Origin of the sequence: Rhizobium sp. ARZ01, assembly GCF_014851675.1 — a bacterium.
Classification (GTDB): domain Bacteria; phylum Pseudomonadota; class Alphaproteobacteria; order Rhizobiales; family Rhizobiaceae; genus Mycoplana.
The window spans coordinates 683261-709753 of record NZ_JACVAE010000001.1 but is presented as its reverse complement, the minus strand read 5'-3'; the positions used below and the strand labels follow the sequence as shown (position 1 = coordinate 709753).

The following is a 26493-nucleotide window of genomic DNA, read 5'->3' as shown; positions in this document are numbered from 1 at the left end:
GCTCCGCATTTCCAGCTCTTCCCCGAAGGCCTCCACCTCCACTTCACATATTTCTAAACAGTAAAAATCGACGTATAGTTGCATCGCTACATACGCAACAACCCAAGGAGGATGAGATGGCACTGACACGAGTTGAAAGCATTGCAGGGCTGCCTCTCTTTTACGACCGTTTCAACGGCACATCCTACGGACAGCATGCCGTGGCCATGCGGCCGTTCATCGACAACAACTTCCTGGACCAGTGCACCGCATGCTTCGCCGAGATGCAACAGGTGCTCGCCAAGCATGGGTTTGAGATCACGCAGATATGGAGCGGTGGCGTCGGCAGGGAAGGCGCCGGCGTCTCCTATCACCACAGAAACAGAGCCTTCGATCTGGATGCGTTGATCTTCAAGGACGGCAGCCGGTGGCTCGCCGACACGTTTCCCGCCCGCCCCTTCATCTATCTGGCAATCGAGGCGGTGCTGCGATTGCATTTCGGAACTGTTCTCAACCACGACTATAACCAGGCTCACAGGGACCATCTTCATTTTGACAATGGTACCGCCCCAAGGTTCAAGCGGGATGCGCGGAGCCACACACTGTTCGTTCAGCATGCGCTTGTTAAACTATTCAACCAGAGTGTGGGGGCCGACGGCGTCTTTGGACCGGAGACCGAGCAGGCCTTGAATCGAGTCCGGCGGACCTTAGGCATCGGCAGCTTCAGCGACAAATCGAACTGGTTTGCCTTCCTACAGGAGGTGGCAGGAACGGCGCTCGACTACGAGCGGAGCATTGTGGTTGCCCCAGACCTTGTCGCCTGATCGATCAGCAGACGGGTGCTGCCAATGAAACTGGCGGGCACGGTGGCTTCCAGCCGCCGCGCCCCGCACAATCAGTTCGCTGGAGCGCTTCGTACGACGACGCCCATTTCGTCCGCATCGCGGACCTGCTTGAGATGCTCTTCGGCTTCCGTCGCCTCGCGCTGGCGGTTCCACATCGAGGCATAAAGACCACCCTTGCGCAACAGTTCAGCATGATTGCCGCGCTCGGCGATCAGGCCGTCCTTGAGCACAATGATCTCATCGGCGGAAACCACGGTCGAAAGCCGGTGGGCGATGACCAGCGTCGTGCGGTTTTCCGAGACGAGTTCGAGGGCGGCCTGGATCTCCTGTTCCGTGCGGGTGTCGAGCGCCGACGTGGCCTCGTCGAGGATCAGGATCGGTGGGCTCTTCAGGATCGTGCGGGCAATCGCCACGCGCTGTTTCTCGCCGCCCGACAGCTTCAGCCCGCGCTCGCCGACCATCGACTTGAAGCCGCCCGGTAGGTGCGCGATGAAACCGCTGATCTGGGCGATCTCGGCCGCCGCCCTCACCTCTTCGTCGGTTGCCGAGGGACGGCCGTAGCGGATGTTGTAGGCGATCGTGTCGTTGAACAGCACCGTGTCCTGCGGAACCATACCGATTGCCGCGCGCAGCGACGCCTGCGTGACATCGCGCACGTCCTGTCCGTCGACGGTGATCGCCCCGTCCTGGACATCGTAGAAGCGGTAAAGCAGCCGTGACAGCGTCGACTTGCCGGCACCCGAAGGGCCGACAACGGCAACGGTCTTGCCGGCCGGAACCTCGAAGGAGATCCCCTTCAGGATGGGTCGCGCGGGATCGTAGGCGAAATGAACGTCGCGGAAGGCGATCGCCCCGGATCCGATTTCAAGCGGTCGGGCGTCAGGGCGATCCTCGACCTCCGCATGCACATCCAGCAGTTCGAACATCTGCTCGATGTCGGTAAGACCCTGACGGATTTCGCGGTAGACAAAGCCGATGAAATTCAGCGGGATCGCCAGCTGGATCAGCATGGCGTTAACGAAGACGAAGTCGCCGATCGTCTGCTCGCCGCGCTGGACGGCCAGCGCCGACATCACCATCATGATCGCCGTACCAACGCCGAAAATCAGCGCCTGGCCGAAATTTAGCCAGCCGAGCGAGGTCCAGACCTGGGTCGCCGCGCGCTCGTAGCGCGCCATCGACTGATCGAAGCGCCTTGCTTCCATCTCCTCGTTGCCGAAGTATTTGACCGTCTCGAAGTTGAGCAGCGAGTCGATTGCCTTGGTGTTTGCCTCCGTATCGCTCTCGTTCATCGAGCGACGGATCGAAATACGCCAGTCGCTCGCGCGGACGGTGAACCAGATATAGAGCGCGACAGTGACCGCTGTGACGAGGAGATAGCTGAAACCGTAGCCGACCCAGAACACGACCGCAGTCAACAGGAACTCGATAATGGTCGGCACGGAATTGAGGATGGTGAAGCGGACAATCGTCTCGATGCCCTTCGTGCCGCGCTCGATGACGCGCGAAAGCCCGCCTGTCCGCCGCTCCAGATGGAAACGCAGCGAAAGCTTGTGGAGATGAACGAAGGTCTTGTAGGCGAGTTGGCGCACCGCATACTGGCCAACGCTGGCAAATAGGGAATCGCGAAGCTGGTTGAGGCCTGCCTGGAGAATCCGGGCGAAATTGTAAGCGATCACCAACATCACCGCGCCGAGCAGGAAGGGCGGCAGGAAGCCTGCCGCATCCATCCTGCCATCCAGCGCATCGGTGGCCCACTTGAAGAAATAGGGGACCAGCAGCAGCACAAGCTTGGCGACAAGCAGGAAGACGGTCGCCCAGACGACCCGCATTTTCAGGTCTGGCCGATCCGAGGGCCACATGTAGGGCCAGAGATTGACGATCGTTGCAAACGGGTTGCTGGTATCGGCCGAGACCGTTTTCTTCGTTGTGGCCGTCACACCTGCCTCCGAGTGCCGGATCAGTTCCGGCTCATTCGTTCATGAAAAATGCGGCGCCCCCAACAGAACGCCGCATGGACTGAGATAGGGCGCGATCTCGCGCGTTACAATGCAAGCGCCGTTTCGGCGTTCACGCCCGAGCGCGTCGCGATCTTTTCGGATTCGCTGCCGCGCCTTGGGCCTTTTCGCATGTCGTTCCCCCGAAAACCGGTTCGGGGGACAGGTCTCAGTCGTGTTTCAGGCGCTTGCGGTGCATTTGCTCCGCTTCCGTCTCGGGCATCGCCTCATCGGGCACACCGAAGATCTGCCCCGGCAGGATGCGATCCGGATTGGTGATCTGGTCCTCGTTGGCGAGATAGATGGAGGTGTAACGCACGCCCTGGCCATAGACACGGCGCGCGATCTGCCACAACGTATCGCCGCGACGGATGATGACGGAGGTCTTGCTCTCCTTCAGCGGTGCCTGCTCGACGGTTTCGGGTTTTTCGGCCGAAGCCTGGGTTTCGGTACCCACGGCACCCGACTGGGTGCCGGCATTGGTCGCACCCGCATCCGCCGCCGGTTGCGTAGCACCTGCAGCCGGTATCTCGCTGACTGCTACGGTTGCCCCTGCTGAAGGCGTCGAAGGCATGGCTTTGGGTGCTGCCTTCAGGGTTGCGAGCACGTCCGAGTAGCTTTCCTTCGGCGCATCGGCGGGAAGCTTGGTGAGGCCTTCCTGCGCCGATTTTGCCCAAACCTTGAGCTTGTCGATAAGTGCAAGGCGAGCGGCGTCGGTTCCCGTCGGTGCCGAATAGCCCGAAACTTTACCGAGCGCACTTTCGAGCGCATCGCGCGCCATCTGGATATCAGTCGATTGGGTGGTGCGCCCCTCGGCGAACAGATCCCTGAACTTCGAGTTCAGCTCGGCCACCTCAGCCTCGAGTCGACCGATATCGACCGACGGAGCCTGAGCCACGTCCTTTGCCGCAGCGCTGCCTTTGGTCGCCGGCGTCAAGGCATCCTTGACGGAGGTTTCGATCGCCGCGATGGATTCGCCAAGCGTGGCGGCATCGGCCGGTAGCGCCTTCAGCTTTGCCAGGGCGTCGGCAGCCACGGCCGAGGTACGTGCGGCGATCGCCTCTCCGGGACCGCCAGGCGGCGCCTTGTAGGCGGCCAGCGACTGCAAGGCGATCTCGGTTGCAGAGCGCGCCGCCGCCAGTTCTTCTGTCGAAGGCAGGCGACCATTTGCATAGAGCCCGCTCAATAGCGCCACAGCCTTGTTCGCCTCCGCCCGGAGTTTGTCGAAGGCACCATCGTCGATCAAACCAAGCGTATTGCCGGCCTGGTCGGCTGCCCCATTGTCCTGGGCCACGACCGCAACCTGCTCGCCTTCGGGGCGATCAAACGGGACGGAGGCACGCAGTTCCACCTTGGCGCCGTCCACGCTCATCACGTCGGCGCGGATGGTATGGCGGCCGACTGGAAGCGACATCTGGCCATCGACCACATAGCGCCCTTGCGGATCGGACTTGATTTCGCCGAGGAGCTTGTCGTTGGCATAGATCCGCACGAGTGCGTCCGGCTTGGTCGTGCCGGCGACGAACATCTTGTCGCCCTCAAGCTCGACAGCCGAGATACGTACGTTCGGCAAGTCTGTCTGCGTCGCGCCGGAGACGGTTCCACCAGCAGCCTGGTCGGCAGCGCCTGCGTCCGGCTGGGTGAGCGTTGCTGTGTCGGTCGTGCCTTGCGATAGCGCAACACCGGAATTCGCTGTTCCTTCCGGTCCCTGAAGCACGGTGATCAGGCGGCTGGCCGAACCGGGCTTCGTCACCATGGCGAGCAGTTCGCCGCTGCCGTCCTTCGGGATCGAAATGGTTGCGACCTCTTCGGAGGTCTTGGCGACGCTGCCGTCGTCCTGGATACGCAGCGTCAGCTCGTGATTGCCGGCGGCAAGCGGCTTGTCGAAGACCGCCGCGAAATCGCCGGAAGGACCGACGTCGGTCGTGGCAACAACCGTCTCGCCACTCAGGATCTGCAGTTTCTTGTTCGGCTCGGCGTGGCCGGCGATGACAGTGGAGCCGTCCGGCTCGACACGCAGGAGATCGAAGGAGGGTGCCTGCCAGGCGGCAGCCGCGTCAGCGTTTGCCGTCTCCGACGCGGCCTTCCCGTCCGCCGCAGTCTCCGTTCGCGGCTGCTTTGCGTCGGCAGCGGGTGTCTGCGCAGGAGTCGTCCCGTTCGCAGGTTGCCCTGCCTGTTGCGTTGCTTCGGGCGCCTCGCCCTCATCGATGTTCGGAAGGACGAAAAACACCATCAGCGCCGTGGCTGCTGCCAAAACGCCCACCGCAACGAGACCGGTCTTGTACTTCATCTTTTAGAATCTCCAGGCGGCACGCCGCAATTCCCCTTGGAATTGCTAGCGATTTCCAAGGCCTTCCACAAGCTTGAGGCTCGTTTGCGCAGGAATTCGCTGTGCCTTTTTCGTCATTTTTCTTGACCTGCCCCGGTATGGGATGGCTCAATCTGGTCATGAACGACGAAACCATGCCAATTCGAGCCATTTGCGTCTATTGCGGGTCCCAGCCGGGCCGCGATTCCGCCTATATCAACGCCGGTCGGGTGCTCGGCCAAACCATCGCGGCGAATCACCTGCGCCTCGTCTATGGCGGCGGCACCAAGGGCATTATGGGCGCCGTTGCCAGCGGCGTTCTATCCGGCGGCGGCCGGGTCACCGGAATTATACCGCAGTTCCTGATCGACATGGAGGCCACGCGCCATTCGCTCGGTCAGTTGTCCGAATTGATCGTCACTGCCGACATGCACGAGCGCAAGCACAAGATGTTCGAACGCGCCGACGCCTTTGTGGCGCTGCCCGGCGGTATCGGCACACTGGAAGAGATTGTCGAGATCATGACCTGGGCGCAGCTCGGCCGCCACCGCAAGCCGATCGTCTTTGCCAATATCGGCGGCTTCTGGGATCCGATGTTGAAGCTGATGCGGCACATGGCAGACGCCGGCTTCGTTCACGCCGCGCACCTGGTGCAACCCATCGTCATCGATGAGCCGGACCAGATCGTCCCCGCCCTGATCGATCATTGGGCCGGTGCTGTCGATCGCGGCGGTGAGGCGGGCATTATCGCCCGCCTGTAAGCCTCAATCCTGTCTCTTGAAACCTTGAAGGGCCGGCGTCATTCCGCCGGCTTCAGCGTTGCCGCACGCCGCGCGCGCGCACCATTCAGCATCGCCGCCGAATAGACGATCAGGGCCGCCCAGATCAACGCAAAGGCCGCCATCTGCGCGCGGCCGAACGGCTCGTGGAAGAAGAACACGGCCGTCAGAAAGACCATCGTGGGGGTGATGTACTGCATGATGCCGATGGTGGAGAGCTTCAGGAGCTTCGCGCCATTGGCAAAAACCATCAGCGGCACGGCTGTGACAATGCCGCAGGAGAGGAGCAAGACGAGATCGGTCGTGCTGGTATCGCCGAAATGGCCGCGACCGGTCGCCTCCGCCCAGACGATGTAGCCGATCGCTGGGACGCTCAGTAGCAGAACCTCCAGGAAGAAGCCCTGGTTCGGACCGATCGGCAGGGTCTTGCGGAAGAAAGCGTAGAACCCCCAGGAGAAGCAAAGCCCGATGGAAACCCACGGCAGACCGCCCGAATCGAAGGCGAGAATGGCAACAGCCGCGGCGGCAAGCACGATGGCCACGACCTGCGCCCCCGACAGCTTTTCCTTCAGGATCACGGCGCCGAGGAAGATCGAAAACAGCGGGTTGATGTAATAGCCGAGTGCCGCCTCGATGGCGCGCCCTGCCCCGATCGCCCAGACATAGATGCCCCAGTTGATGGTGATCAGCACGGCCGTCAGCATCGCCATGGCGAGCATGCGCGGCGTTCGCAATGCCTTCCAGATATCGGCCGTGCGGCCGAGCCAAAGAAGGACCAGGCCGGCAATCGGAACGGACCAGACGATACGGTGCGCCACGACCTCAGGCGCAGGGATATGTGCCACAGCCTTCATGAAAAAGGGCAAGATACCCCAGAGAAGATAGGCAGTGAGCGCAAAGAGAAATCCGCGCAGGGAATCGCCATTCGTCGCCTCGGGCGCGTTGGTCTGTTCGGCCATGGAGTTGAATCCTGATTTCATGTGGCGCGGCGCGAGGGTGCATCCGCGCGACAATTCGGCATAAGTTTTAATGTAACCGGGGTGAATACACCAATTCATTTCGGTGAAGGGTAGATGAAGCGCGCTTCATTCATGCCGCCGGGTTCCGTCAGGGACCATGGAGGACACGACAGACTGCCCCGTTTCACCATCATGCATGGTCGCCTACTCCGCCGCCACCCTGCCCGCTTCGCCGCGGTTCTTCAGGAGCTTGTAGACAATACTGTCCATCAAGGCCTGGAACGAGGCGTCAATGATGTTGTCGGAGACGCCGACCGTCCACCAGCGCGCACCCGTGCCGTCCGTCGATTCGATAAGGACTCGGGTGATGGCTTCCGTGCCACCATTGAGGATCCGGACCTTGTAATCCGCCAGTTCCAGGTCCTCGATCTCGCTCTGGAACTTGCCGAGGTCCTTCCGGAGCGCCAGGTCCAGCGCATTGACGGGGCCATGGCCTTCGGCCACCGACATCATCGTCTCGCCGTCCACGACAACCTTTACCACGGCCTCCGACACCGTCTTCAGGTTGCCGTTGGCGTCGTAGCGGCGCTCGACCATGACGCGGAAACTCTCGACATGGAAGAATTGCGGGATCGTGCCGAGCGTGCGGTAGGCGAGCAGCGCGAAGCTCGCATCCGCCCCCTCATAGGCATAGCCGGTCGCCTCGCGCTCCTTGACGATCTCGATCAGCCGGTCGAGCTTCGGGTCGTCCTTGGAAACGACAATGCCACGCAGCTTCAGCGCGTTGATGAAGTTCGCCTTGCCGCCCTGGTCAGAGACCATCACCTTGCGCAGATTGCCGACGCTCTCCGGCGGCACGTGCTCATAGGTGCGCGGGTCCTTCAGCAGGGCAGACGCATGGATGCCGGCCTTGGTGGCGAAAGCCGAGGCGCCGACATAGGGCATCTGATGATCGGGCGAACGGTTCAACAGCTCGTCGAACTGGTGTGAGAGCCGCGTCAGCCCCTGCAGGCGCTCCCGGTCGATCGAGACCTCGAAGCGATCCGCGTAGCTCTCCTTCAGCACCAGCGTCGGGATGATGGTCACAAGATTGGCGTTGCCGCAGCGTTCGCCGATACCGTTCAAGGTGCCCTGGATCTGGCGTACGCCGGCTTCCACGGCGGCCAGCGAATTGGCGACCGCCTGCCCGGTATCGTTGTGAGCATGGATGCCGAGATTGGCGCCGGGGACACCGGCTGCGATGACGGCAGCTACGATGTCCCGGATTTCCGGCGGCTGCGTGCCGCCGTTCGTGTCGCACAGCACGACCCAGCGGGCCCCGGCGTCATAGGCTGCCTTCGCGCAGGCGAGCGCATAGGCGGGGTTTTCGTTGTAACCGTCGAAGAAATGCTCGCAGTCGACCATGGCCTCCTTGCCGGCCGCAGTGACCGCCTCCACCGAGGCGCTGATGGATTCCAGGTTTTCCGCGTTGGTACAGCCGAGTGCAACCCGCACATGATAGTCCCAGCTCTTGGCCACGAGACAGACGGCGTCGCTCTTGGCTTCCAGCAGCGCGGCAAGACCCGGATCGTTCGACGCGGAGACTCCGGCGCGCTTGGTCATGCCAAAGGCGACAAAACGGGCATTCTGCGTGCGTCTCTTGCCGAAGAAGGCTGTATCGGTCGGGTTCGCACCGGGGTAGCCGCCCTCCACATAGTCGAGACCGAACTCATCGAGCATTGCGGCAATCGCAATCTTGTCCTCGACCGAAAAGTCTACGCCCGGCGTCTGCTGGCCGTCGCGAAGCGTCGTGTCGAAGAGGTAGATGCGTTCTTTCGTCATGCTCATGTTCCTTGCCGGTGATATTCACCCGGCTTTTCTGCTTTACATATTGTCGGGACCCGCCAGCGGCCGCCCTAGATCTTCAGCCCTTGCGACGGCCAGTGATCAGTCTCGTGGTCTGGGTGCTGGAAGGAGATGATGGCCTCCTGCCGCGAATAGTAGTCCGGGTCCTCGTGGATCGGCTGGTCGAAGATCGTCTCGACCCAGGGCAGACGCGCGGCGTGGTTGACCTGGATCTGCGGCGCGAGATCGGAGCGGTCGTCGAAGGTGCCGATAGCGAGCTCCAGCCCGCCCGGATGGCGATAGGTCATGGGCGTACCGCAGTTCTTGCAGAAGCCGCGATCGATGTTCACCGACGACTGGAAGTAGCTCGGCTGTTCCCGCGTCCATTCCACGCCGTCCTTCGGCGCGGTGACGAGCGCGGAGAAAAAGCCGCCGAACTGCTTCTGGCACATGCGGCAGTGGCAGATCGACGGACGTCCGAGCGTGCCGCGGATGCGGAAACGGACGGCGCCGCATTGGCAGCCTCCGGTGCGATATGTGTCGGTCATCTCAGTCCTCCGGTGGCCAATGCTCGGTATCGTAGTCCGGGTGCTGGCGGTTTGATTCCAAGATGGCGATGTGGTGCTCGCGGCCAGCCCGCCCTTCCGGCTCGGTCTCCCGTCCCGGAAGGTGCGAAAGCTGCGAGAACCAGGGCACGCGCGACTCGACACCGGACTGGGAGTGCGGGCGCACATCGTCGGGATCATCGAGCGAGCCGAGCACGATGTTGATGAAGCGCTCTCCCGAAATTTCGTAGAAAAGCGGCGTGCCGCACTCCCGGCAAAAACCGCGGCGCACGTGCTCGGATGACTGGAACCAGGCGGGGTCACCGCGAGTCACCCGGAATGTCGCGCGTGCGGCGTTCGCCAGCGGCAGGAAATAGTTGCCTGCCGCCTTCTGGCACATCCGGCAGTGGCACAGGTGCGGATCATCGAGCGTGCCCTCGGCGCGATAGCGCACCGCCCCGCATTGGCATCCGCCCGTATAGATCCGCGCGATACTCATCCGCGTCCCTCCGGCGGCCAGGTCTCGGTGTCGTGGTCGGGATGCTGGTAGGAGACGATCTCGAGGACGAAGGGCGCCGCCTCCGCATCCTCCTCCGTCGTGTGTCCCGGCAGCGTGTGGAGACCGTCGACGAAATCGATCTTGGCTTCCGTGCCGAACTGGACCGTCGGCGGCAGGCGCGAGGGATCATCGAAGGCACCCGCTGCGATCGCCACACCGTCCGACGCCACATAGGTCAGCGGCGTGCCGCACTCGGCGCAGAAACCGCGCGAGACGAAATTCGAGGAACGAAACCGCTTCGGCTCACCGCGCGTCCAGACGAGTTCAGCACCGCGCGTCGAGACCAACGGCGCGTAGTAGGCACCGAATGCTTTCTGGCACATGCGGCAATGGCAGATCGAACTGTGCTGCAACACGCCCCGAACGCGAAAGCGCACGGCACCGCACTGGCAGCCACCGGTGTAGAGGGTATCGGTCACCTTTTCACCTCCCACGTCGTTACCCGCTCGCCCGTTGCCGGGTCCTTGCCGTCCTTGAGCTGGATGCCCTTGGAAAGCAGGTCGTCGCGGATCTTGTCGGCCTCGGCGAAGTTTTTTGCGTTTATGGATGCAACGCGCTGTTCGATGAGTGAGTTGTTTGCCGCGAAATTCATTCCGCTTGCTACCATTACAAAGACCTCGCGTGCAGGAATTTCATAAGACGCGTACAGCCGGGCTTCATCAACCAGCTCTTGAGCAATTGCCTCGCCACTCTCGCCAGATTGAACTCGGACAGCTATTTCAGGGCGGGATATTGCAGTTGTCCTGGCGGAAGCTGCAATCTGACGATACTCCACCAGAGGTGGAACGAACCCCAAAAGCTCCATTGAAAAGAAGAATGCAGAAGCCTCTTCTTCGCCATTCACTGTGCTAGCGAGTTTTGAAATTCGCTGGATTGCCGAATGGGTATCCAATTCATCAGCCAGCATTCCGATAATCGGCTCATCAGCGCAACCGACAAGCTTCTCCTCGTCAATTCTCGCCAATCGATTGTGCCAATTCTCAAGCAGGCGCTCGGCCTCCTCAAGCCGCTTGACCGAGAAATCGATCGGCTCGCGGTAATGCGTCATCAGCATCGCCAGCCGCAGCACCTCGCCCGGCCACTTGCGGCCACCGAAGTTCTCGGTGTGCAGCAGGTCGTGGATCGTGACGAAGTTGCCTTCCGACTTCGACATCTTGCGGCCTTCGACCTGCACGAAGCCGTTGTGCATCCAGACGTTCGCCATGACCTTCGTGCCATGCGCGCACCGCGACTGGGCGATCTCGTTCTCGTGGTGCGGGAAGATCAGGTCGAGCCCGCCGCCATGGATGTCGAAGGTTTCGCCGAGATAGGCAGCCGACATGGCCGAGCACTCGATGTGCCAGCCGGGCCGCCCCCGGCCCCACGGGCTGTCCCAGCCGGGTTCCTCCGGCGAGGACAGTTTCCAGAGCACAAAATCGCCCGGGTTCTTCTTGTGACCCTCGACAGCAATGCGGGCGCCGGCCAGCTGCTCGTCGAGATTGCGCTTCGAAAGCGCGCCATATTCGGACCAGGAGGTGTCAAACAGGACTTCACCGCCGGCCTGATAGGCGTGGCCGCGCTCGATCAGCCGCTCGATCAGAGTGATCATGTCGGCGCGGCCATCCGCGCGCTTCTCAACAAATTCGGTGGCGCGCGGCTCCTGTGTCGGCGGCAGGGTTCCGAGCAATGCGACGTCGCTATGGAACTGGTTGGCGGTCTTCTCGGTCACCCGGCGGATCGCCTCGTTCAACGTAATCGTTCCGGCCTTGATGTCGGCGCCGAAATCGCGCAGCGCACGCGCATTGATCTTGTCGTCCAGGTCGGTGATGTTGCGCACATAGGTCACGTGCTGTTCGCCGTAGACGTGTCGCAGCAGCCGATAAAGCACGTCGAAGACGATGACCGGACGGGCGTTGCCGATATGGGCGAAGTCGTAGACCGTCGGCCCGCAGACATACATTCGCACATTCGTCGGATCGATCGGCGCAAACGTCCCCTTCGAGCGGGTGAGCGTGTTGTACAGTGTCAGGACCGGCTGTTCAGCCATCAAAAATCTCCCAAGGGCAAGCGTCCGGCTGGCCCGGCCCGTTTGTCATCTGGGGATTTCAGGAGACGAAAACGGCCAAGCCAGCGGTGAGGCTAGCGAATAATGCTCCGGCAAATAATGCAGAGTTCCGTCTTCATGGAACGCTTTATCGCGCCGGTTTTTCCGGCGGTCAAGGCCACCCTGCGCCTCACGAGACACACAGTGTAAATTTATTCTGTGCGCTCCCCCTTTCGCAGCCCTCGCCGCCGCCAAATCGTCACGATTGAGGCCCGTTTCCTCGGGCGCGGATTCGCGCCCTCGAACGGGGGAACGGCGACCTTGTTTCCCCGGTGACACAAGCGCGATGCGCAATGTGCGACAAGGACGGCACATGATCCGCAGACACGATCAAGGAAGATCAATGATGACGAAGACGAGCAAGAAACTGAAATCCGGATGTGACCTCATCCATCGCTATCGGCCGCTGGGCCTGAAGGCGGTTCTCGCCGCAGCCCTCCAGTTGAAGGCGCGCGTACGGGATTCAAACATACCGAACGCCTGAGGAAAATAACTTTTGCGGCATGATGGCCGGCGCTGCCGGCCCTCCTTGAAATTGAACGGCCCCACAACTGAAGAAATACACCCTGCACACGTTAATAAACATTAACAAGAGCCGCCTGCAAATCGCATGTAAATCAAACATAATTCGATCTTCTGACCGATTTTAACCAGATTCATGCATTAGTACTAACTTAATCACCGGGATCTGGAGTGAAGAGCTTGGTGTCGCCGTAATTGTTAATGGGAGTAAACAATGGTTACTGAACGAGCGAAAAATTCAACCATCGAGAACACCAAGGCGCTCGTAGAGCAATACAAGCCACTGGGCTTGAAGGCAGTGGTTGCCGCCGCGAGCCAGCGCAAGCCGGTAGCCCAAAGTGTCAAGCGGGAACTCCCCGCCGGCATCAAGCTGATCGAAGCGTAAGCGATTGCCGGCACCACTAGCGTGCCGTCGCCCTAGAGCAGGGAAAGTTGACCGGAACTGTCGCCACTAGTACGTTTCGACTTCGGGGCAGAAGGAGGCGCAACCAGCGCCTCAGCCACCGGCTCTTGAATGTCGGGATCGACATTGGCGACCTTGTTGACCCGATCGGAAACCGGAATAGCCTCGAAGAACTCGTCCTCTACCGGACTCAGCAGATCGGCGACCTCACGCGGCTCCTGTGTTTTGCAGTCCAGCCATCGGGCAAAGTCCTCTGGACGAATGACGACCGGCATCCGGTCGTGGATTCGGCCAATGGCGGTATTGGCGGCCGCGGTCAGGATCGCACCGGTATCGACCTCCGACCCGTCAGCCGAAGACCAGGTTTCCATAAGGCCGGCAAAAGCGACGATCCCGCCGTTGCGCGGGCGGATCCAGTAGGCCTGCGATTTTTCTCCGGTCCCCTTCGCCGGGCGATGCCATTCGTAGAAGCCGGTGGCGGGCACGAGAATGCGGCGGTGGCGCATGGCGGCCCGAAACGATGCTTTGCCGATTGCCGTCTCGGCGCGCGCGTTGATCAGAAGCGGAAATTCGCGTGGGTCTTTCACCCAGGATGGCGTCAGTCCCCAGCGGACCAACATAGCCTTGCGCTCCGGCAGATTGCTTCCCGGCTCCTGCCGATCGCCCGAGATAACGACAAGGATCGGCTGGGTGGGCGCAATATTGTAGCGCGGCGGAAACTCCTCGATATCGATGACATCGAGAAATTCTTTCAGCCGGGCGGCCGGTTCCGTCAAGGCAAATCGTCCGCACATGATGACCGTCCCTGCTTGCCGCCTGCACTCAGGGCTCGACGGCGTTTTGATTTCATTTTCCGCGTTCTGCTCGACCATTCGGCCGGCACGCCAGTCTGGAACAATCTACGGGGAGTACCTATAAAGGGTCAATGAAAAGTCCGGAGTCGTCGATGCCGCCCCAAGCAGCTTCCTCTGCCATCCTTGAGCGCGATAGCCGCTATCTGCTGGTGCTGCGGCGCAATCCGCCGGCGGCGGAGATGTACGCGTTTCCCGGCGGCCGCGCCGAATCGGGCGAAACCCCGGCCGAGACGGCATTGCGTGAATTCGCCGAAGAAACCGGAATCGTCGCGCGCGAACCTCGCCTCTACGCCACATATGATCTTGCGAGCAGTTCGACCGGAAACCACTATTTTCTGTCAGTGTTCCGCGTCGAAGCGGATCGCGACGCAGTCGCGGTGGCCGCCGACGATGCGGCTGACCTCGGGTGGTTCACGGCCGAAGAGATCGCCGGCCTGCCCGCCCCCGAAAGCGTGCGCGACTGTATCCGTCGACTGGAAGCCGACCGCGGCCAGCAACAGGCCCAACCGTTTCATCAAGCCGGGATGAGCTGAGCGCTATGCGGAAACTCGCTCGCCTCACTTTGCTGCTTCTGACGTGGGCCAGCCCGGCCGTGGCCCAGCAAAGCGCGAACACGCCTGCCGCCGCGGCGGCCGCCAACACGAATCAGCCCGCCCCCGAAAGCAAACCCGCACCCTATGACGGCCGGCTGGAGCGCCTTTCGGAGATTCTCGGCGCCGTGCATTACCTGCGCAATCTTTGCCTGAAGGATGGCGAGGACACCTGGCGAAAGGCGATGGAAGACCTCATCTCGATGGAAGCCGGTAACGAGCAGGTGCGCAAGGAACGCCTCACTGCCGCCTTTAACCGCGGCTATCGCTCTTTCGCTTCGGTTTATGCCACCTGCACCGCGCAGGCCGTCGTCGCAGAAGAGAAATACCGTAACGAAGGTGCAACACTGGCCACCGAAATTACCGCCCGGTTCGGAAATTAGAGGATAATTAACCTCTTTTCGCCCTGCCCCGTGTCGTTTTGGGAAAAGGCTGATAAGGTTGTTAACAGTCTGGTAAAGAAGTAGATGCCGCGCATGGATCATATGATGGAACCAAGCCTCAACGATATCGACGAGATGATCGTACATGAGAAGATGCAGGCCGCGCTGGAATACCAGAACGAGGCCTGGGCGGACGGCATGGCAGATGGCATCGAGCCGGAGATCATTGCTGACGCCGCCATCGCGCTGGCAATGCGCGAAACGATTCGCCTTCTCGGCGAACAAGGCGCCGAGGCCATGCTGCAGTCCCTGCGCGAGCGCATGCTCGCCGGTGAGTTCTCTCCTGAGCGCACGCTTCAATAGGGCGGGAAGATCGGGACGATGCACAGGTTCTCCGACCGCATCAGGCTGCTTCGCGGCAGCGTGTTTGCCGTCTCGTTGCTAATGACGGCCGCGGGAACATTCGGCCCCGCCACTTCTGCCTTTGCACTCAGCGAGTTGCAGCAGATTCCCGGACAGAAGACCGAGGAAAAGGCGAACGAACCGCCGCCGGCAGACGTCGAGTCCGAGACCGTTCCGGACGAAGGCGCGCGGCGCCTGCAACTGCCGTTGCCCGACCCGCTGATTCGCAAGGACTCGGCCGAGCAGGAAGTTACAGAACCCCAGCCCGACAAGGCAGTAACCGAGCCCGAGATTCCGGTCGAGGTGATTTACGACATCGACAAGGCGCCCCAGCCCGTCCGGCGGATGCGCGAACTGATCGTCGAGGCCGCGGCATCCGGCGACATCGAGCGTCTGCGCCCGCTGCTCGGCAAGGGACCGACGCAAACGCAGGTTTCCGTCGTTGATGGCACTGACGACCCGGTGACGACGCTGAAGGGCCTTTCGGGCGATTCGGAGGGCATCGAGATCCTCGCGATCCTGCTCGACGTGCTTGCGACTGGTTTCGTCAAGGTCGACGCCGGCACGCCGAACGAGATGTATGTCTGGCCGTACTTCACGGAAAAATCACTCGACAATCTGTCCCCACCGGAAAAGGTCGAGCTTCTCCGGATCGTTACGGCGGGCGACTTTGCCGACATGCAGGAATTTGGCGGCTACAATTTCTATCGCGTCGGCATTGCGCCGGACGGACAGTGGAAGTTCTTTGTAGCGGGCGATTGAGCCTGATCTCTTTGTCCTGGATGCACGGGACTTGCGAAGCCCGCGCCGGCATTCTACCTCTCATTCGAAACGCCGATGTTGTGCGTGCCCGCCGCGCACCACCTGAGACTGGACCGTACGATGCCTGCAGTCACCCTTACCGGACATGCTTACATTTCTGTCGCTGGCGGCGACGCCGAGGATTTCCTGCAGGGCCTGATCACTTCCGACGTGGTCTCGTTGCCAGAAGGCGAAGCCCGCGCCGCAGCACTTCTGACGCCGCAAGGCAAGATCCTGTTCGATTTTCTCGTTAGCCGCGCGCCTTCGGACAGCTTTCTCATAGAGACGTCGGAAGAGCAGCGCGACGCCCTGGTCAAGCGTCTGGCCCTGTACAAGCTGCGCGCGGCCGTAGAGATTTTACCTCTGGCAGAAACGCAAACGACGGTCACCTGGGATTGCGACGGAGAAGGTGTCGTCGATGGGCGGTTCCTCAAGGCGGGACGGAAAATCCTGCGCCGGCCAGGTGCCGTGGGTAACGATACGCCGGCCGCCTATGATGCGCTTCGCATCGCCTGCGGCATCGTCGAAGCGGGCAAAGACTACACTCTTTCGGACGTATTCCCGCACGACATCCTGCTCGATCTTTCAGATGGGGTTTCCTTCCGCAAGGGCTGCTTTGTCGGCCAGGAAGTGGTGTCGCGCATGCAGCATCGCGGCACGGCGCGAAAACGGCCGGTGATCCTGCACGCCGCATCCCCCCTTCCGGCATCGGGAACGGAACTGACGGCCGAGGGCAAACCGGTCGGGACGCTCGGCACGGTCGCGGGGACGGACGGGCTCGCAATCGTGCGGATCGACCGCGTGGCGGATGCAATGCGTGCGGAAGCGCCGATCCTTGCCGGTAACGTCAAAGTCGAAGCGCGGCTGCCGGAGTGGACAGGGCTCGACTTTCCCGGCGACAGCACCGTGGCGCCGGTACAATGAGCGGAGCAACCCGGCCGAAGACCGAGCCCCGGGCCTGGCAGCGCATGCTATCGGGCCGCAGGTTGGATCTCCTCAACCCCTCCCCACTCGACGTTGAGCTTTCCGACATCGCCCACGGTCTTGCCCGCGTCGCCCGCTGGAACGGCCAGACTGCCGGCGACCATGCCTTTTCCGTCGCCCAGCATTCGCTCATCGTGGAAACGATCTTCCGCCACCAGAACCGCAGCACACCGGAAGATTGCCTGATGGCGCTTCTGCACGACGCACCGGAATATGTGATCGGTGATATGATCTCGCCCTTCAAGGCTGTGGTCGGCGGCGGCTACAAGACGGTCGAGAAGCGTCTGGAGACAGCGGTGCACCTGCGCTTTGGCCTACCCGCAGAAACGCCCCGTACTCTGAGGGAAAAAATCAAGAAGGCCGACCGCATAGCGGCCTTCTTCGAAGCGACCGAGCTTGCCGGCTTCTCGCGCGTCGAGGCAGCGAAATTCTTCGGTGAACCGCGTGGCATCACGCTGGACATGCTGACGATTATTCCAATGCCCGCCGTAGAGGCACAGCGGCGCTTCGCCGAACGTTTCGAAGCAATCGAGGCAGAACGTGCGGCTTCCCCCAGGGAACGGCAGGCATGAGCACGATCGTCGTCGCACCGCTTTCGCGTATCGCCGAAATTGCCGTGCGGAACCGGTGCCGGGAGATGATCAGCCTCGTCGCGCCGAAGCAGGATTTCCATCGCCCGGCCGTGATCGATCCGTCCCGTCATCTCGTGCTCGGCGTCAACGACATCGCCTTTGCGGGCACCGGCGATCTGGTTGCCCCGCAGGAAGCGCACGTCGAGGCGATCATCACTTTTGCCCGCGATTGGGACCGGAAAACGCCGCTCCTGATCCATTGCATGATGGGCGTTTCGCGCTCGCCGGCCGCCGCCCTGATCGCGGCACTTGCGGTCTTTCCCGAGCAGGACGATGATACGCTCGCGCTTCGCCTGCGCACCGCCTCGCGCCAGGCAACGCCCAACAGCCGGATCGTCGGCATTGGCGACACCCTGCTGTCACGCGGCGGCCGGCTCGTTCAGGCGGTGAAGGAGATCGGGCGGGGCGTCGACTATGTCGGCGAGCAACCGTTTTCCTTCGACATCGCACCCGCATCGACCTACGCGGACGCTGGAGCCGCTCCATGATCGTGCCGCCACCATCGCCGCCCGTCGAGATCGGCCTAAACGCGGCAGTGGTGGCAATCTTCAACCGGGGGCCGGCTATTCTGGCCGTCGGTGGTGATGCGGGCGAACGCGAGGCCCTCCCCTTTGGGCCATTCGATCCGACCCGCCATCGCACATTCGAAACCAGCCTGCGTGCGAGCGTCGAGGAGCAGACGGCACTCAAGCTCGGCTATATCGAGCAGCTTTACACCTTTGGCGACCGCGGCCGGCAGAGATCGCCCGGCGAGGCCGACACGCACATGGTTTCGGTCGGCTATCTGGCGCTGACGCGTATCGATGCCGAGGCGACCGAGCGACTTGAGGCTGCTGGCGCCCACTGGCGGGACTGGTATGCTTTCCTGCCTTGGGAGGACTGGCGAAGCGGCCGGCCGGCAGCGCTTGACCAGACGATCCTTCCCGCCCTCTCGGAATGGGCGGCAGAGACTGGAGCGACCGACAGCAAGTCACTCCCCGGCCGCAAGGCGCGGCTACGGCTTGCCTTCGGCCTGGATGATTTCCCCTGGGACGAGGAGCGGGTGCTCGATCGCTACGAACTGCTATATGAGGCCGGGCTTGCGGCGGAATCCGTGACAGATGGCCAGGCCTTGCCGGGAAAGCCGGCCGTGGGCCTTGCAATGCGACACGATCACAGGCGCATCCTGGCAACGGCGATTGCGCGGCTGCGCGGCAAGATCAAATACCGCCCGGTCATCTTTGAGCTGATGCCTTCGGAATTCACACTGACGGAACTGCAAGCGGCCGTCGAGGCGATTTCGGGCCGCCACCTGCACAAGCAAAACTTCCGCCGCCTCGTGGAGGGCGCAGAACTGGTGGAGCCAACCGGACGAACCACAGCAGCGACCGGTGGTCGGCCGGCGGCGCTGTTCCGCTTCAGACGTCAGATTCTGGAGGAACGACCGGCGCCGGGGCTGAAGGTCGGCGGACGGTAAGCGCACTTATGCAAAGTGCGGTTGCCGCAAAATCTGCGCAAGTCGTCTTTAGGGGATGACAGAGCAAGCTACGCGATCGCCAGCCCCACCCGCCGGATCGGTGCGGTAGTCGTCTGACCCGTCGTGTACGACGAGCGCGCGGGCGCGGATGCCCCGCTCCTTGTCGTCAATCAGTACTGACGCGCCGAACACCTGGGCTCGCAATACGCCGTCGTCGCCGACATACTGGTTCGGCATGTCGCCGGCATGCGGACCTTCTGCGGCGAGGAGCCCGTGTCTCTTGCCAAAGGGATTGAAATGGGGACCCGCCGATTTGAAACCATCTTTCGGATCGCAGGTGCCAATCTCATGAATGTGCAGCGCCACCCACTTGCGCGGTGGCAGACCGGTCAGTTCGATCTCGAACAACACCCCGCCATCGCCCTCGGTCAACAAGACACGACCGATTTCTGATCCCGAGAGACCAATGAAATTGGCCTTCAAGGCGTTGCCGTTCTGGGCGAAAGCGGATGCGGCGAAGAATACAGTCGCAGCCAGTGGCACGCAGACATTTCGGGTCATCTGACATCCTTCCAAGCTGGAAGTGGTTTCAGATCGTTTTAGGCTGTGAAAGCATAAATTCAGCGCTATGAAGTTGTCGAGCGATTGTTGTTCGGCGACCGGCAAATCAGTTCAAATATTCCAGGTGGATGAGTGGATACGGCCTGCCCTGTCCGTCGATTGGCGAGCGGCCTGTCTGTCTGAAACCCATTCGCTCATAGAAGCGAACTGCTTCATCATTCTGTTCGTTGACATCGGTTGTCATTTTTGGATGAAGCGTGAGGCCGTGGCGCACAAGCGCAGCACCGATACCGGTTCCGCGATGAGCGGGATCGACGAACAGCGCCTCCATATGTCCACCGCCGATCAGCATGAAGGCCAGCGGGTAATCATTTGCAACCGCTAACCAGAGTGGAGCTTGGGGAAGGAAGCCGCACACCATCTCGTCAATGGCGAGGCGATCCTCAGGCGTTAGAAAATCATGCGTGGCGTCAACAGCGCCTCGCCAAATTTCGATGATGCGGTCGCCCTCACCGGGGCGGGAACGTCGGATCGTAATCATGATTTCCGCATACAATGATTTGACCACGTGAGTAAGAGGAGTATGGCAGAGACTTACAAACTGCCGCCGTTTCTGATTCAGGCTTGTCATGAGCCGGTATGCCGCTGACAATCTGCTCGAATGTTGACGCCGGAATTGTGCTGGCAGACGAAGCCGACGATACCAATCGTTTCGCGCGTTTCTTCACGAGACGGGAACGTTCGCCAATATCCCGCCAAGACTAACCGGAGATCGAAACCGTACTTCAGCACATGGCTATATCGAGAGCGAAACCTTATCGAACGGTTCTTCCCTGAGTTGAAGAATTTTTGCAGCAACACACTACGGCAAGCTGGCGGCAAACTTCCTGGCTATGGTCCAACTGGCCTCAATGCGCCTCTGGCTCCGCGTTTATGAGTGTACGCCAAGTCGCCCGAGCGCCCGGCAAGCAACCTCAAGACTATCGTACGACGACGTCCAATCCGATATCCAGCGTCGGGGCGGCCATGGTGATTTTCGAGGTCGAGATGTAATCGACGCCAGTCTCGGCGATGGCGCGAATGGTATTGAGGTTGACGTTGCCGGAAGCCTCCAATTTCACCCGCCGCGGGTCGCCGACATAGTCGTCATCCGTCAACCCGGCGCAGTCGCAATTGATTTCCACGGCACGGCGCAGCAGTTCCGGCCCCATGTTGTCGAGCATGATGACATCGGGAGCGGCTTCAAGCGCCTCCTCCAGTTCCTCCAGCGTGGTGACTTCGACCTCGATCTTGACCAGGTGGCCGGCAAAGTCGCGGGCGGCAGCGATGGCACCGGCAATGCCGCCGGAAACGGCAATGTGGTTGTCCTTGATCAGGATCGCGTCATCGAGGCCGTAGCGGTGCGAGGAGCCGCCGCCCATGCGCACGGCGTATTTCTCCAGCGCCCGAAGGCCGGGAATGGTCTTGCGGGTGCAGCAGACCTTCGCCGTCGTGTGGGCAATCTCGTCGGCGAAGGCCGCGGTGTAGGTCGCGACACCCGACAAATGCATGAGAAAGTTCAGCGCCACGCGTTCGGCCGAGAGTATGGCGCGGGCGGGTCCGGAGACACGTGCGAGTACGGTGTCGGGCTCGACGCGATCACCGTCGCGGACGAAGGCTTCAAAAACGATCGCCGGGTCCATCAGCCGGAATGCGGCGGCGGCGAGACCCAGGCCCGCGACGACGCCGCGCTCACGCGCGTTCAATTCCGCGCTCGCCATCATGTCGGCTGCGACCGTCGCCTGGCTGGTAATGTCGCCGGCGCGGCCGAGGTCCTCGACAAGCGCCGCGCGCACCTGATCCTCGATCAGGAGCGGCGAGAGGACGGGAAGGTTGGGTGTTGCCATGTGCGTTTTCCGTTCCGTGTGCGTTGAGCGCTTCGCCGACCCGCAACTATGCCGTTTCCGTTTCCATCAATTCGGCCACCACCTTGTCGGCGTCCGCGAGCGTCAGGTAGCTGCGGTGCTTCCATTCCTTCCGCTGCTCGGAGAAGTCGGAGCGGAAATGGCCACCGCGGCTTTCCTCGCGCAGGTACGCGCCTACTGCGATCAACTTGGCCGTCGTCACGATGTTGTGGAAGCGCATGCGGCTGTTGTCGCGCTCCAGAGCGGCGATGGCACGGATCGCCTGCTTCAGTCCGTCGCGATCGCGGATCACCCCAACATGCGCGCTCATCAGCTTGCGAAGGGTCGTTAGCGCCGGGCTGTCCTCGACGGTCACCAGATCGTCGCTCTCCCCGGCATTCTTGCCCCAGTCCTCGGTCTTCGGCTCGGGCAGCATGCCCTTGATGTTTTCGGCGATGCGGGCGGCGAAAACGACGGCTTCCAAGAGCGAGTTCGATGCCAGGCGGTTGGCACCGTGGACGCCGGTAGAAGTCACCTCACCTGCGGCCCAGAGCCCGTCGATAGAGGTGCGGCCCTCCGCATCCGTCAGCACGCCGCCCATGTGATAATGGACCGCCGGCACGACCGGTATCGGCTGGGTCACGGGATCGATCCCGGCGGCCATGCAGGAGGCGTAAACAGTCGGGAACATCTCGGGAAAATGTTTGCCGACCGCCTTGGTGCAGTCGAGGAAAGCACCGCGGCCGGCCTGGACTTCCGCGAAGACGCCGCGCGAGACGATGTCCCGGGGCGCCAGTTCACCGTCCGGGTGGATGTCGAGCATGAAGCGGCGTCCGGCCGAGTTGACAAGCTGGGCGCCATCGCCGCGAAGCGCTTCGGTCGCAAGCGGCGCTGGGTCGCGCCCGATGTTGATCGCAGTCGGATGGAACTGGACGAATTCAGGGTCGGCGATGATAGCGCCGGCGCGCGCGGCCATCCCCACGCCCTGCCCGCAGGCCTCCCAGGGATTGGTCGTCACGGCGTAGAGATGGCCGACGCCACCCGAGCAGAGCACGACGGCGCGCGCGGGAAAGTGTACCCGGTTCTTCGACTGGCCGGAGTCAGGCCGGGCGATCACGCCGGAGACGAAGCGCCCTTCCCGCACCAGCTCCTCGACCACGTAGCCTTCCAGCACACGGATCGAGGGTGTTTTGCGGACGGCGGCGATCAAGGCTTCCATGATCGCCTTGCCGGCCATGTCGCCGCGCACACGCACGATGCGGCGTTCCGAATGAGCAGCCTCGCGCGACAGGACCAACTTGCCTTCGAGATCGCGGTCGAACGGAACGCCGTATTCGAGCAGGTCATGAATGCGCGCTGGTCCTTCAGAGACCATGAAGCGCGCCATCTTTTCGTCGACGATTCCCGCGCCGGCCTCAATCGTGTCGGCGACGTGTTTTTCAAACGTGTCGCCGGAACTCATGGCCGCGGCGATGCCGCCCTGCGCCCAAGCCGACGAGGCGCCCTGTCCGATCGGTGCCGCCGCGAGAATGGTGACCGGCCTGGGGCTGAGCTTCAGCGCGCAAAAGAGCCCGGCCAACCCGCCGCCGACGATCACGATGTCGTCGATGGCGTTCCACGAAAGGGGACGAAAACTGTCGATCGGCATTCCATTCTCCTCCGCCCCGACTCCTCTCCTCCCTGCCGGAGAGAAGGATCAGCGCCCTACTGCTTCAAATTCACCATCCGCTCCACGGCAAGACGGGCGCGATCGGCAATCGCCGGGTCGATCACGACCTCCTCCGTCATGTTCACCAGGCTGTCGAGAATCTTCGGCAGCGTGATGCGCTTCATATGCGGACAGAGATTGCACGGCTTGATGAAATCAACGTCATTCACCTCGGCCTGAATGTTGGAAGCCATCGAGCATTCGGTAACGAGCAGCACGCGCGGCGGCCGCTTGTCCTTGACGTAGTTTATCATGCCTGACGTGGAGCCGGAGAAATCGCAGACAGCGATCACGTCGGGATGGCATTCCGGATGGCCAATGATCTCGATCGAGGGGTCGGCTTCCTTGTAGGCGAGCAGTTCGGCCGGCGTGAAGCGCTCGTGCACCTCGCAATGGCCCTTCCAGGTCAAGATCTTCTTGTTCGTCTGCTTGGCGACGTTCATCGCCAGATACTCGTCCGGTATGCAAAGAACCGTATCGCTCTCCAGGCTTTCCACCACGGCAAGGACGTTGGAAGAGGTGCAGCAGATATCCGTCTCCGCCTTCACCTCTGCCGAAGTGTTGACGTAGGTGACGACCGGCACGCCGGGATAGCGCTCCTTCAGCAGACGCACGTCGGCACCGGTGATCGATTCCGAAAGCGAGCAGCCGGCTCGGACATCGGGAATGAGGACGATCTTTCCTGGATTGAGCAGCTTCGACGTCTCGGCCATGAAGTGCACGCCGCACTGCACGATGATCTCTGCGTCCACCTTCGTCGCGTCACGGGCGATCTGCAGCGAGTCACCGACGATATCGGCCACGCAATGGAAGATGTCGGGCGTCTGGTAGTTGTGCGCGACGATGACCGCTCCACGCTCCTTCTTCAGCCGGTTGATGGCGTGGACATAGGGGGCGTAGACCGGCCACTCGATCGCCGGGATGAACTGCTTCACCCGCTCGTAAAGATGCTCGGTCTCGCGGGCGATCTCGGGCGTGTAGGAGAGGTCCGGCATTGCAGATACGCCGAAGCGCTCGGCAGCTGTTGCACGCTTGTTGGCGCTGCCTGCAGCGCTCGTGGCGGTGGCCTTAGTCATTCCCCCTCCCTTTCTGCCGCCTTTCGGCGGCGGCTATTTTGCTCATACTGAGCATAATTAGCCCCAAATAAAACCGGCAACGCCGGTCGGGCTGATTTAGAAACTTTTGTAACGCTCCGCAAGGGGATTGCCCGCCATTTCTGGCGGGCAAGTTGGATCAGGCCATCGCCGGGCGCTCCACCGCTTGCTCGCGGATTGGCCAGTGGACGATCGCCGCAAAGATGCCGAGCGCCACGCCAAACCACCACACCGGGTCATATGTACCGAAGTGGTCATAGAGATAGCCACCCATCCACACCCCGAGGAAGGAACCGATCTGATGCGACAGGAAGACGACACCGCCGAGGAGGCCGAGGTGACGCGTACCGAACATGATCGCCACCAGCGCGTTCGTCGGCGGCACGGTCGAGAGCCAAAGGAGGCCCATGACGATCGCAAACAGGATGACCGACAATGGCGTCTGCGGCAGCAGGATGAAGGCGGCGACAGCGACGGATCGGGCGAGGTAAATCAGCGCCAGGAAGTAGGGCTTGGAATAGTGCTGGCTGATCACGCCGGAAGCGAGCGAGCCGATGATGTTGAAAAAGCCGATCAAAGCCAGAGCGATCACCGCATAGCGCGCATCGATGCCGATATCGCCGATATAGGCCGGGAAATGGGCGGTGATGAAGGCGACCTGGTAACCGCAGACGAAGAAGCCTGAGACCAGCAGCAGATAGCTCTTGTGGCCGAGCGCTTCCTTCAGCGCTTCCCCGATCGATTGCTTGTACTGCGCCTCCTTCTGGGTGCCGGAAGACGCATTGCCGCGAAGCGGGAATGCGAACAGCGGGACGAGAAGCATGAGAACGCCGAGGATGACGAGGCTATCCGACCAGCCGTAGGCAGAGATGAGCCCCTGGCTCAGCGGTGCGAACAGGAACATGCCAGCGGAGCCGGCAGCGGTTGCGATACCGAAGGCCATCGGGCGCTGCGCCGGCGTGACGTTGCGCGCGAACGCGGAGAGGACCACGCCGAAGGAACCGGCCGCTACGCCGAGCCCGACGAGGACGCCGCCCCCGATGTGCAGCGTCAGAGGCGAGCCGCCAAGCGACATCAGAAACAGACCGGACGAATAGAGCAGGCCGGAGAGTGCGAGCACGCGCCAGGTGCCGAAACGATCGGCGATCGCGCCGAAGAAGGGCTGCCCCAGGCCCCAGAAGAGATTCTGGAAGGCCATCGCGAGGCCGAAGGTCGTCCGGTCCCAACCGGTTTCCTGCAGCATAGGAAGCTGGAAGAAACCCATGGCGGACCGCGGGCCGAAGGTGAGCATGGCAATGATGCAGCCCGCACCGATGATCAGCCATGGCATTTGCGAACGACTGGTTGCGGCAACTGTCGAGGAAGGAGCAGACATACGAATCTCCGGATGTTCGGGCGGCAAAAATAGCCGCGACGACCCATCCAAAAAAGTGAATTAATTTGAGCGGAAAATCAGCGAAATTGATGTTGGGCAAATGGCCACGTGGCCGTCAGTCACGAACCTTCATCGGCCAGCGTTCGGTGCGTTGCCCGACTACCTTCACCGAATCGCCAATCTTCAGCGTGCCCTCACCGCGCGGAACGGCGTTCCAGCCGAACAGCACGCCGACAACACGGCGGTCGGCGGACATGCGCTTTTCGGCAAGGCCCTGGATCGGATTGCCGCCGATGCGCTCGCCCGTCATCTGATCCTGCGTGGTCATGATGCAGCGCGAGCAGGGTTTCACGAGATCGAAGACGATCCCGCCGATCTCGACCGCCTCCCAAAGATCCTCATCCCAGGCCCCGTCGTGATCGATCAGGATGTTCGTGCGGAAGCGATCCATGCCGACCGGCTGCTGGCCCTTTTCGACGAGGGTGCGGTTCAGGTCGGCGAGCGAACCGGTTGTGGTGATGAGGACCGGAAAGCCATCGGCGAATCCGACCTGGGCCGGCTGGCCGGCCCAATTCTCTCCCTCATAACGGCTCGCCTGCGCATCCATATGCACAAGTCGCACCTCACGGCCGAGCCAATCCGACAGGGTGGAATTGGCGGCATCATCGGCAAGAGCCGCGTCGACCGGGCTGTCCCAGACCGTGACCGGCAGCCGGCGCTCGGGGTCGAAGCGGGGCATGATCTCCCGCCCGTGCATGACGAGACGCAACGTACCGTCCAGCGGATAGGCCTCGACCTGCGCAAGCACCTGCAGCTCTCGCTGGGTAATGAACCGCCCGTCGGGATCTGTCACCATGAAGCGCCGGTCGTCTGCGAAGCCGTCGAGGCGCACCGAAACTGCCGTCTTGGGTATCGCGCGGCCGCTCTTCAGCGGGTGGATGTTGAGGCCAGAGACGGTCATTTCCTG

Annotated in this window: 28 protein-coding genes and 1 pseudogene; 13 read left to right on the top strand and 16 right to left on the bottom strand. The window is 61.9% G+C overall.

Annotation, left to right across the window (positions count from 1 at the left end):
* Positions 1 to 116: 116 nt before the first annotated feature.
* Positions 117 to 803, top strand: coding sequence for an extensin family protein (locus tag IB238_RS03335; protein ID WP_192243548.1), 687 nt, complete (start codon positions 117 to 119; stop codon positions 801 to 803).
* 71 nt (positions 804 to 874) lie between these two features.
* On the opposite strand, the gene IB238_RS03330 is transcribed toward IB238_RS03335, so the two are convergent.
* The gene (locus tag IB238_RS03330) at positions 875 to 2764 is read right to left on the bottom strand and encodes an ABC transporter ATP-binding protein/permease (protein ID WP_192243546.1); all 1890 of its coding nucleotides are present in this window, start codon (positions 2762 to 2764) and stop codon (positions 875 to 877) included.
* 226 nt (positions 2765 to 2990) lie between these two features.
* Positions 2991 to 5111, bottom strand: coding sequence for a LysM peptidoglycan-binding domain-containing protein (locus IB238_RS03325; protein WP_192243544.1), 2121 nt, complete (start codon positions 5109 to 5111; stop codon positions 2991 to 2993).
* 158 nt (positions 5112 to 5269) lie between these two features.
* On the opposite strand from IB238_RS03325, the gene IB238_RS03320 reads away from it, so the two are divergent.
* On the top strand, positions 5270 to 5890 hold the full coding sequence (locus IB238_RS03320) for a TIGR00730 family Rossman fold protein (protein ID WP_192243542.1): 621 nt from the start codon (positions 5270 to 5272) through the stop codon (positions 5888 to 5890).
* A gap of 38 nt (positions 5891 to 5928) precedes the next feature.
* Here IB238_RS03320 and rarD read toward each other — a convergent pair whose 3' ends face one another.
* From rarD to cysS, 6 genes are all read right to left on the bottom strand, one after another.
* Positions 5929 to 6867 carry an EamA family transporter RarD gene (gene rarD, locus IB238_RS03315; protein WP_192243540.1) on the bottom strand — a complete coding sequence of 313 codons (939 nt, stop codon included), beginning with the start codon at positions 6865 to 6867 and terminating at the stop codon, positions 5929 to 5931.
* Positions 6868 to 7071: 204 nt separating this feature from the next.
* Positions 7072 to 8688 carry a citramalate synthase gene (gene cimA, locus IB238_RS03310; protein ID WP_192243538.1) on the bottom strand — a complete coding sequence of 539 codons (1617 nt, stop codon included), beginning with the start codon at positions 8686 to 8688 and terminating at the stop codon, positions 7072 to 7074.
* A gap of 74 nt (positions 8689 to 8762) precedes the next feature.
* Entirely contained in the window at positions 8763 to 9239 is a 477-nt protein-coding gene (locus tag IB238_RS03305) for a GFA family protein (protein WP_192243536.1), read from the bottom strand.
* 1 nt (position 9240) lies between these two features.
* Positions 9241 to 9735, bottom strand: coding sequence for a GFA family protein (locus IB238_RS03300; protein ID WP_192243534.1), 495 nt, complete (start codon positions 9733 to 9735; stop codon positions 9241 to 9243).
* Complete coding sequence (locus IB238_RS03295; RefSeq protein WP_192243532.1) at positions 9732 to 10214, bottom strand: GFA family protein; 483 nt, start codon at positions 10212 to 10214, stop codon at positions 9732 to 9734. The genes IB238_RS03300 and IB238_RS03295 overlap by 4 nt, the downstream gene beginning before the upstream one ends.
* Positions 10211 to 11821, bottom strand: coding sequence for a cysteine--tRNA ligase (gene cysS / locus IB238_RS03290; RefSeq protein WP_192243530.1), 1611 nt, complete (start codon positions 11819 to 11821; stop codon positions 10211 to 10213). The genes IB238_RS03295 and cysS overlap by 4 nt, the downstream gene beginning before the upstream one ends.
* Positions 11822 to 12224: 403 nt before the next feature.
* Between cysS and IB238_RS03285 the strand changes: the two genes are divergently transcribed.
* Together IB238_RS03285 and IB238_RS03280 are read left to right on the top strand one after the other, a co-directional pair.
* Positions 12225 to 12362 (top strand): hypothetical protein, encoded by a 138-nt coding sequence (locus tag IB238_RS03285; protein WP_192243528.1) that lies wholly within the window; start codon positions 12225 to 12227, stop codon positions 12360 to 12362.
* 252 nt (positions 12363 to 12614) lie between these two features.
* Entirely contained in the window at positions 12615 to 12785 is a 171-nt protein-coding gene (locus IB238_RS03280) for a hypothetical protein (protein ID WP_192243526.1), read from the top strand.
* Between the two features lie 32 nt (positions 12786 to 12817).
* Here IB238_RS03280 and IB238_RS03275 read toward each other — a convergent pair whose 3' ends face one another.
* A complete protein-coding gene (locus IB238_RS03275; RefSeq protein ID WP_192243524.1) occupies positions 12818 to 13597 on the bottom strand; it encodes an SOS response-associated peptidase in 780 nt (259 codons plus the stop codon).
* Positions 13598 to 13749: 152 nt separating this feature from the next.
* Between IB238_RS03275 and IB238_RS03270 the strand changes: the two genes are divergently transcribed.
* From IB238_RS03270 to IB238_RS03235, 8 genes are all read left to right on the top strand, one after another.
* The gene (locus IB238_RS03270; RefSeq protein ID WP_192243522.1) at positions 13750 to 14190 is read left to right on the top strand and encodes an NUDIX domain-containing protein; all 441 of its coding nucleotides are present in this window, start codon (positions 13750 to 13752) and stop codon (positions 14188 to 14190) included.
* A 5-nt stretch (positions 14191 to 14195) separates the two neighbouring features.
* Positions 14196 to 14630 (top strand): TIGR02301 family protein, encoded by a 435-nt coding sequence (locus IB238_RS03265; RefSeq protein ID WP_192243520.1) that lies wholly within the window; start codon positions 14196 to 14198, stop codon positions 14628 to 14630.
* Between the two features lie 93 nt (positions 14631 to 14723).
* Positions 14724 to 14993 carry a hypothetical protein gene (locus IB238_RS03260; protein ID WP_192243518.1) on the top strand — a complete coding sequence of 90 codons (270 nt, stop codon included), beginning with the start codon at positions 14724 to 14726 and terminating at the stop codon, positions 14991 to 14993.
* An 81-nt stretch (positions 14994 to 15074) separates the two neighbouring features.
* Positions 15075 to 15794: a hypothetical protein gene (locus tag IB238_RS03255; RefSeq protein WP_246723574.1), complete on the top strand. Its 720-nt coding sequence runs from the start codon at positions 15075 to 15077 to the stop codon at positions 15792 to 15794.
* 120 nt (positions 15795 to 15914) lie between these two features.
* On the top strand, positions 15915 to 16757 hold the full coding sequence (locus IB238_RS03250; RefSeq protein ID WP_192243514.1) for a folate-binding protein YgfZ: 843 nt from the start codon (positions 15915 to 15917) through the stop codon (positions 16755 to 16757).
* Positions 16754 to 17389: an HD family hydrolase gene (locus IB238_RS03245; RefSeq protein ID WP_192243512.1), complete on the top strand. Its 636-nt coding sequence runs from the start codon at positions 16754 to 16756 to the stop codon at positions 17387 to 17389. The genes IB238_RS03250 and IB238_RS03245 overlap by 4 nt, the downstream gene beginning before the upstream one ends.
* Positions 17386 to 17937 carry a tyrosine phosphatase family protein gene (locus tag IB238_RS03240; RefSeq protein ID WP_246723470.1) on the top strand — a complete coding sequence of 184 codons (552 nt, stop codon included), beginning with the start codon at positions 17386 to 17388 and terminating at the stop codon, positions 17935 to 17937. Before IB238_RS03245 ends, IB238_RS03240 begins: the two co-directional genes overlap by 4 nt.
* On the top strand, positions 17934 to 18905 hold the full coding sequence (locus IB238_RS03235; protein WP_192243510.1) for an NAD regulator: 972 nt from the start codon (positions 17934 to 17936) through the stop codon (positions 18903 to 18905). The genes IB238_RS03240 and IB238_RS03235 overlap by 4 nt, the downstream gene beginning before the upstream one ends.
* 48 nt (positions 18906 to 18953) lie before the next feature.
* Here the strand turns inward: IB238_RS03235 and IB238_RS03230 are convergent, their stop codons facing one another.
* Together IB238_RS03230 and IB238_RS03225 are read right to left on the bottom strand one after the other, a co-directional pair.
* A complete protein-coding gene (locus IB238_RS03230) occupies positions 18954 to 19466 on the bottom strand; it encodes a superoxide dismutase family protein (RefSeq protein ID WP_192243508.1) in 513 nt (170 codons plus the stop codon).
* Positions 19467 to 19572: 106 nt separating this feature from the next.
* Entirely contained in the window at positions 19573 to 20007 is a 435-nt protein-coding gene (locus tag IB238_RS03225) for an acetyltransferase (RefSeq protein ID WP_192247319.1), read from the bottom strand.
* Positions 20008 to 20126: 119 nt separating this feature from the next.
* Here IB238_RS03225 and IB238_RS03220 point away from each other — a divergent pair.
* Positions 20127 to 20410 (top strand): annotated as a pseudogene (locus tag IB238_RS03220) (IS5/IS1182 family transposase); the annotation flags it as partial.
* 36 nt (positions 20411 to 20446) lie between these two features.
* Here the strand turns inward: IB238_RS03220 and nadC are convergent.
* From nadC to IB238_RS03195, 5 genes are all read right to left on the bottom strand, one after another.
* Entirely contained in the window at positions 20447 to 21352 is a 906-nt protein-coding gene (nadC, locus tag IB238_RS03215) for a carboxylating nicotinate-nucleotide diphosphorylase (protein ID WP_192243506.1), read from the bottom strand.
* A gap of 46 nt (positions 21353 to 21398) precedes the next feature.
* Positions 21399 to 22997, bottom strand: coding sequence for an L-aspartate oxidase (locus IB238_RS03210; RefSeq protein ID WP_192243504.1), 1599 nt, complete (start codon positions 22995 to 22997; stop codon positions 21399 to 21401).
* 56 nt (positions 22998 to 23053) lie between these two features.
* Positions 23054 to 24133, bottom strand: coding sequence for a quinolinate synthase NadA (nadA, locus tag IB238_RS03205; RefSeq protein WP_192243503.1), 1080 nt, complete (start codon positions 24131 to 24133; stop codon positions 23054 to 23056).
* Positions 24134 to 24290: 157 nt separating this feature from the next.
* Positions 24291 to 25526, bottom strand: a complete 1236-nt coding sequence (locus IB238_RS03200; RefSeq protein ID WP_192243501.1) for an MFS transporter — start codon at positions 25524 to 25526, stop codon at positions 24291 to 24293.
* Between the two features lie 115 nt (positions 25527 to 25641).
* Positions 25642 to 26487, bottom strand: a complete 846-nt coding sequence (locus tag IB238_RS03195; protein ID WP_192243499.1) for an MOSC domain-containing protein — start codon at positions 26485 to 26487, stop codon at positions 25642 to 25644.
* Positions 26488 to 26493: the final 6 nt, after the last annotated feature.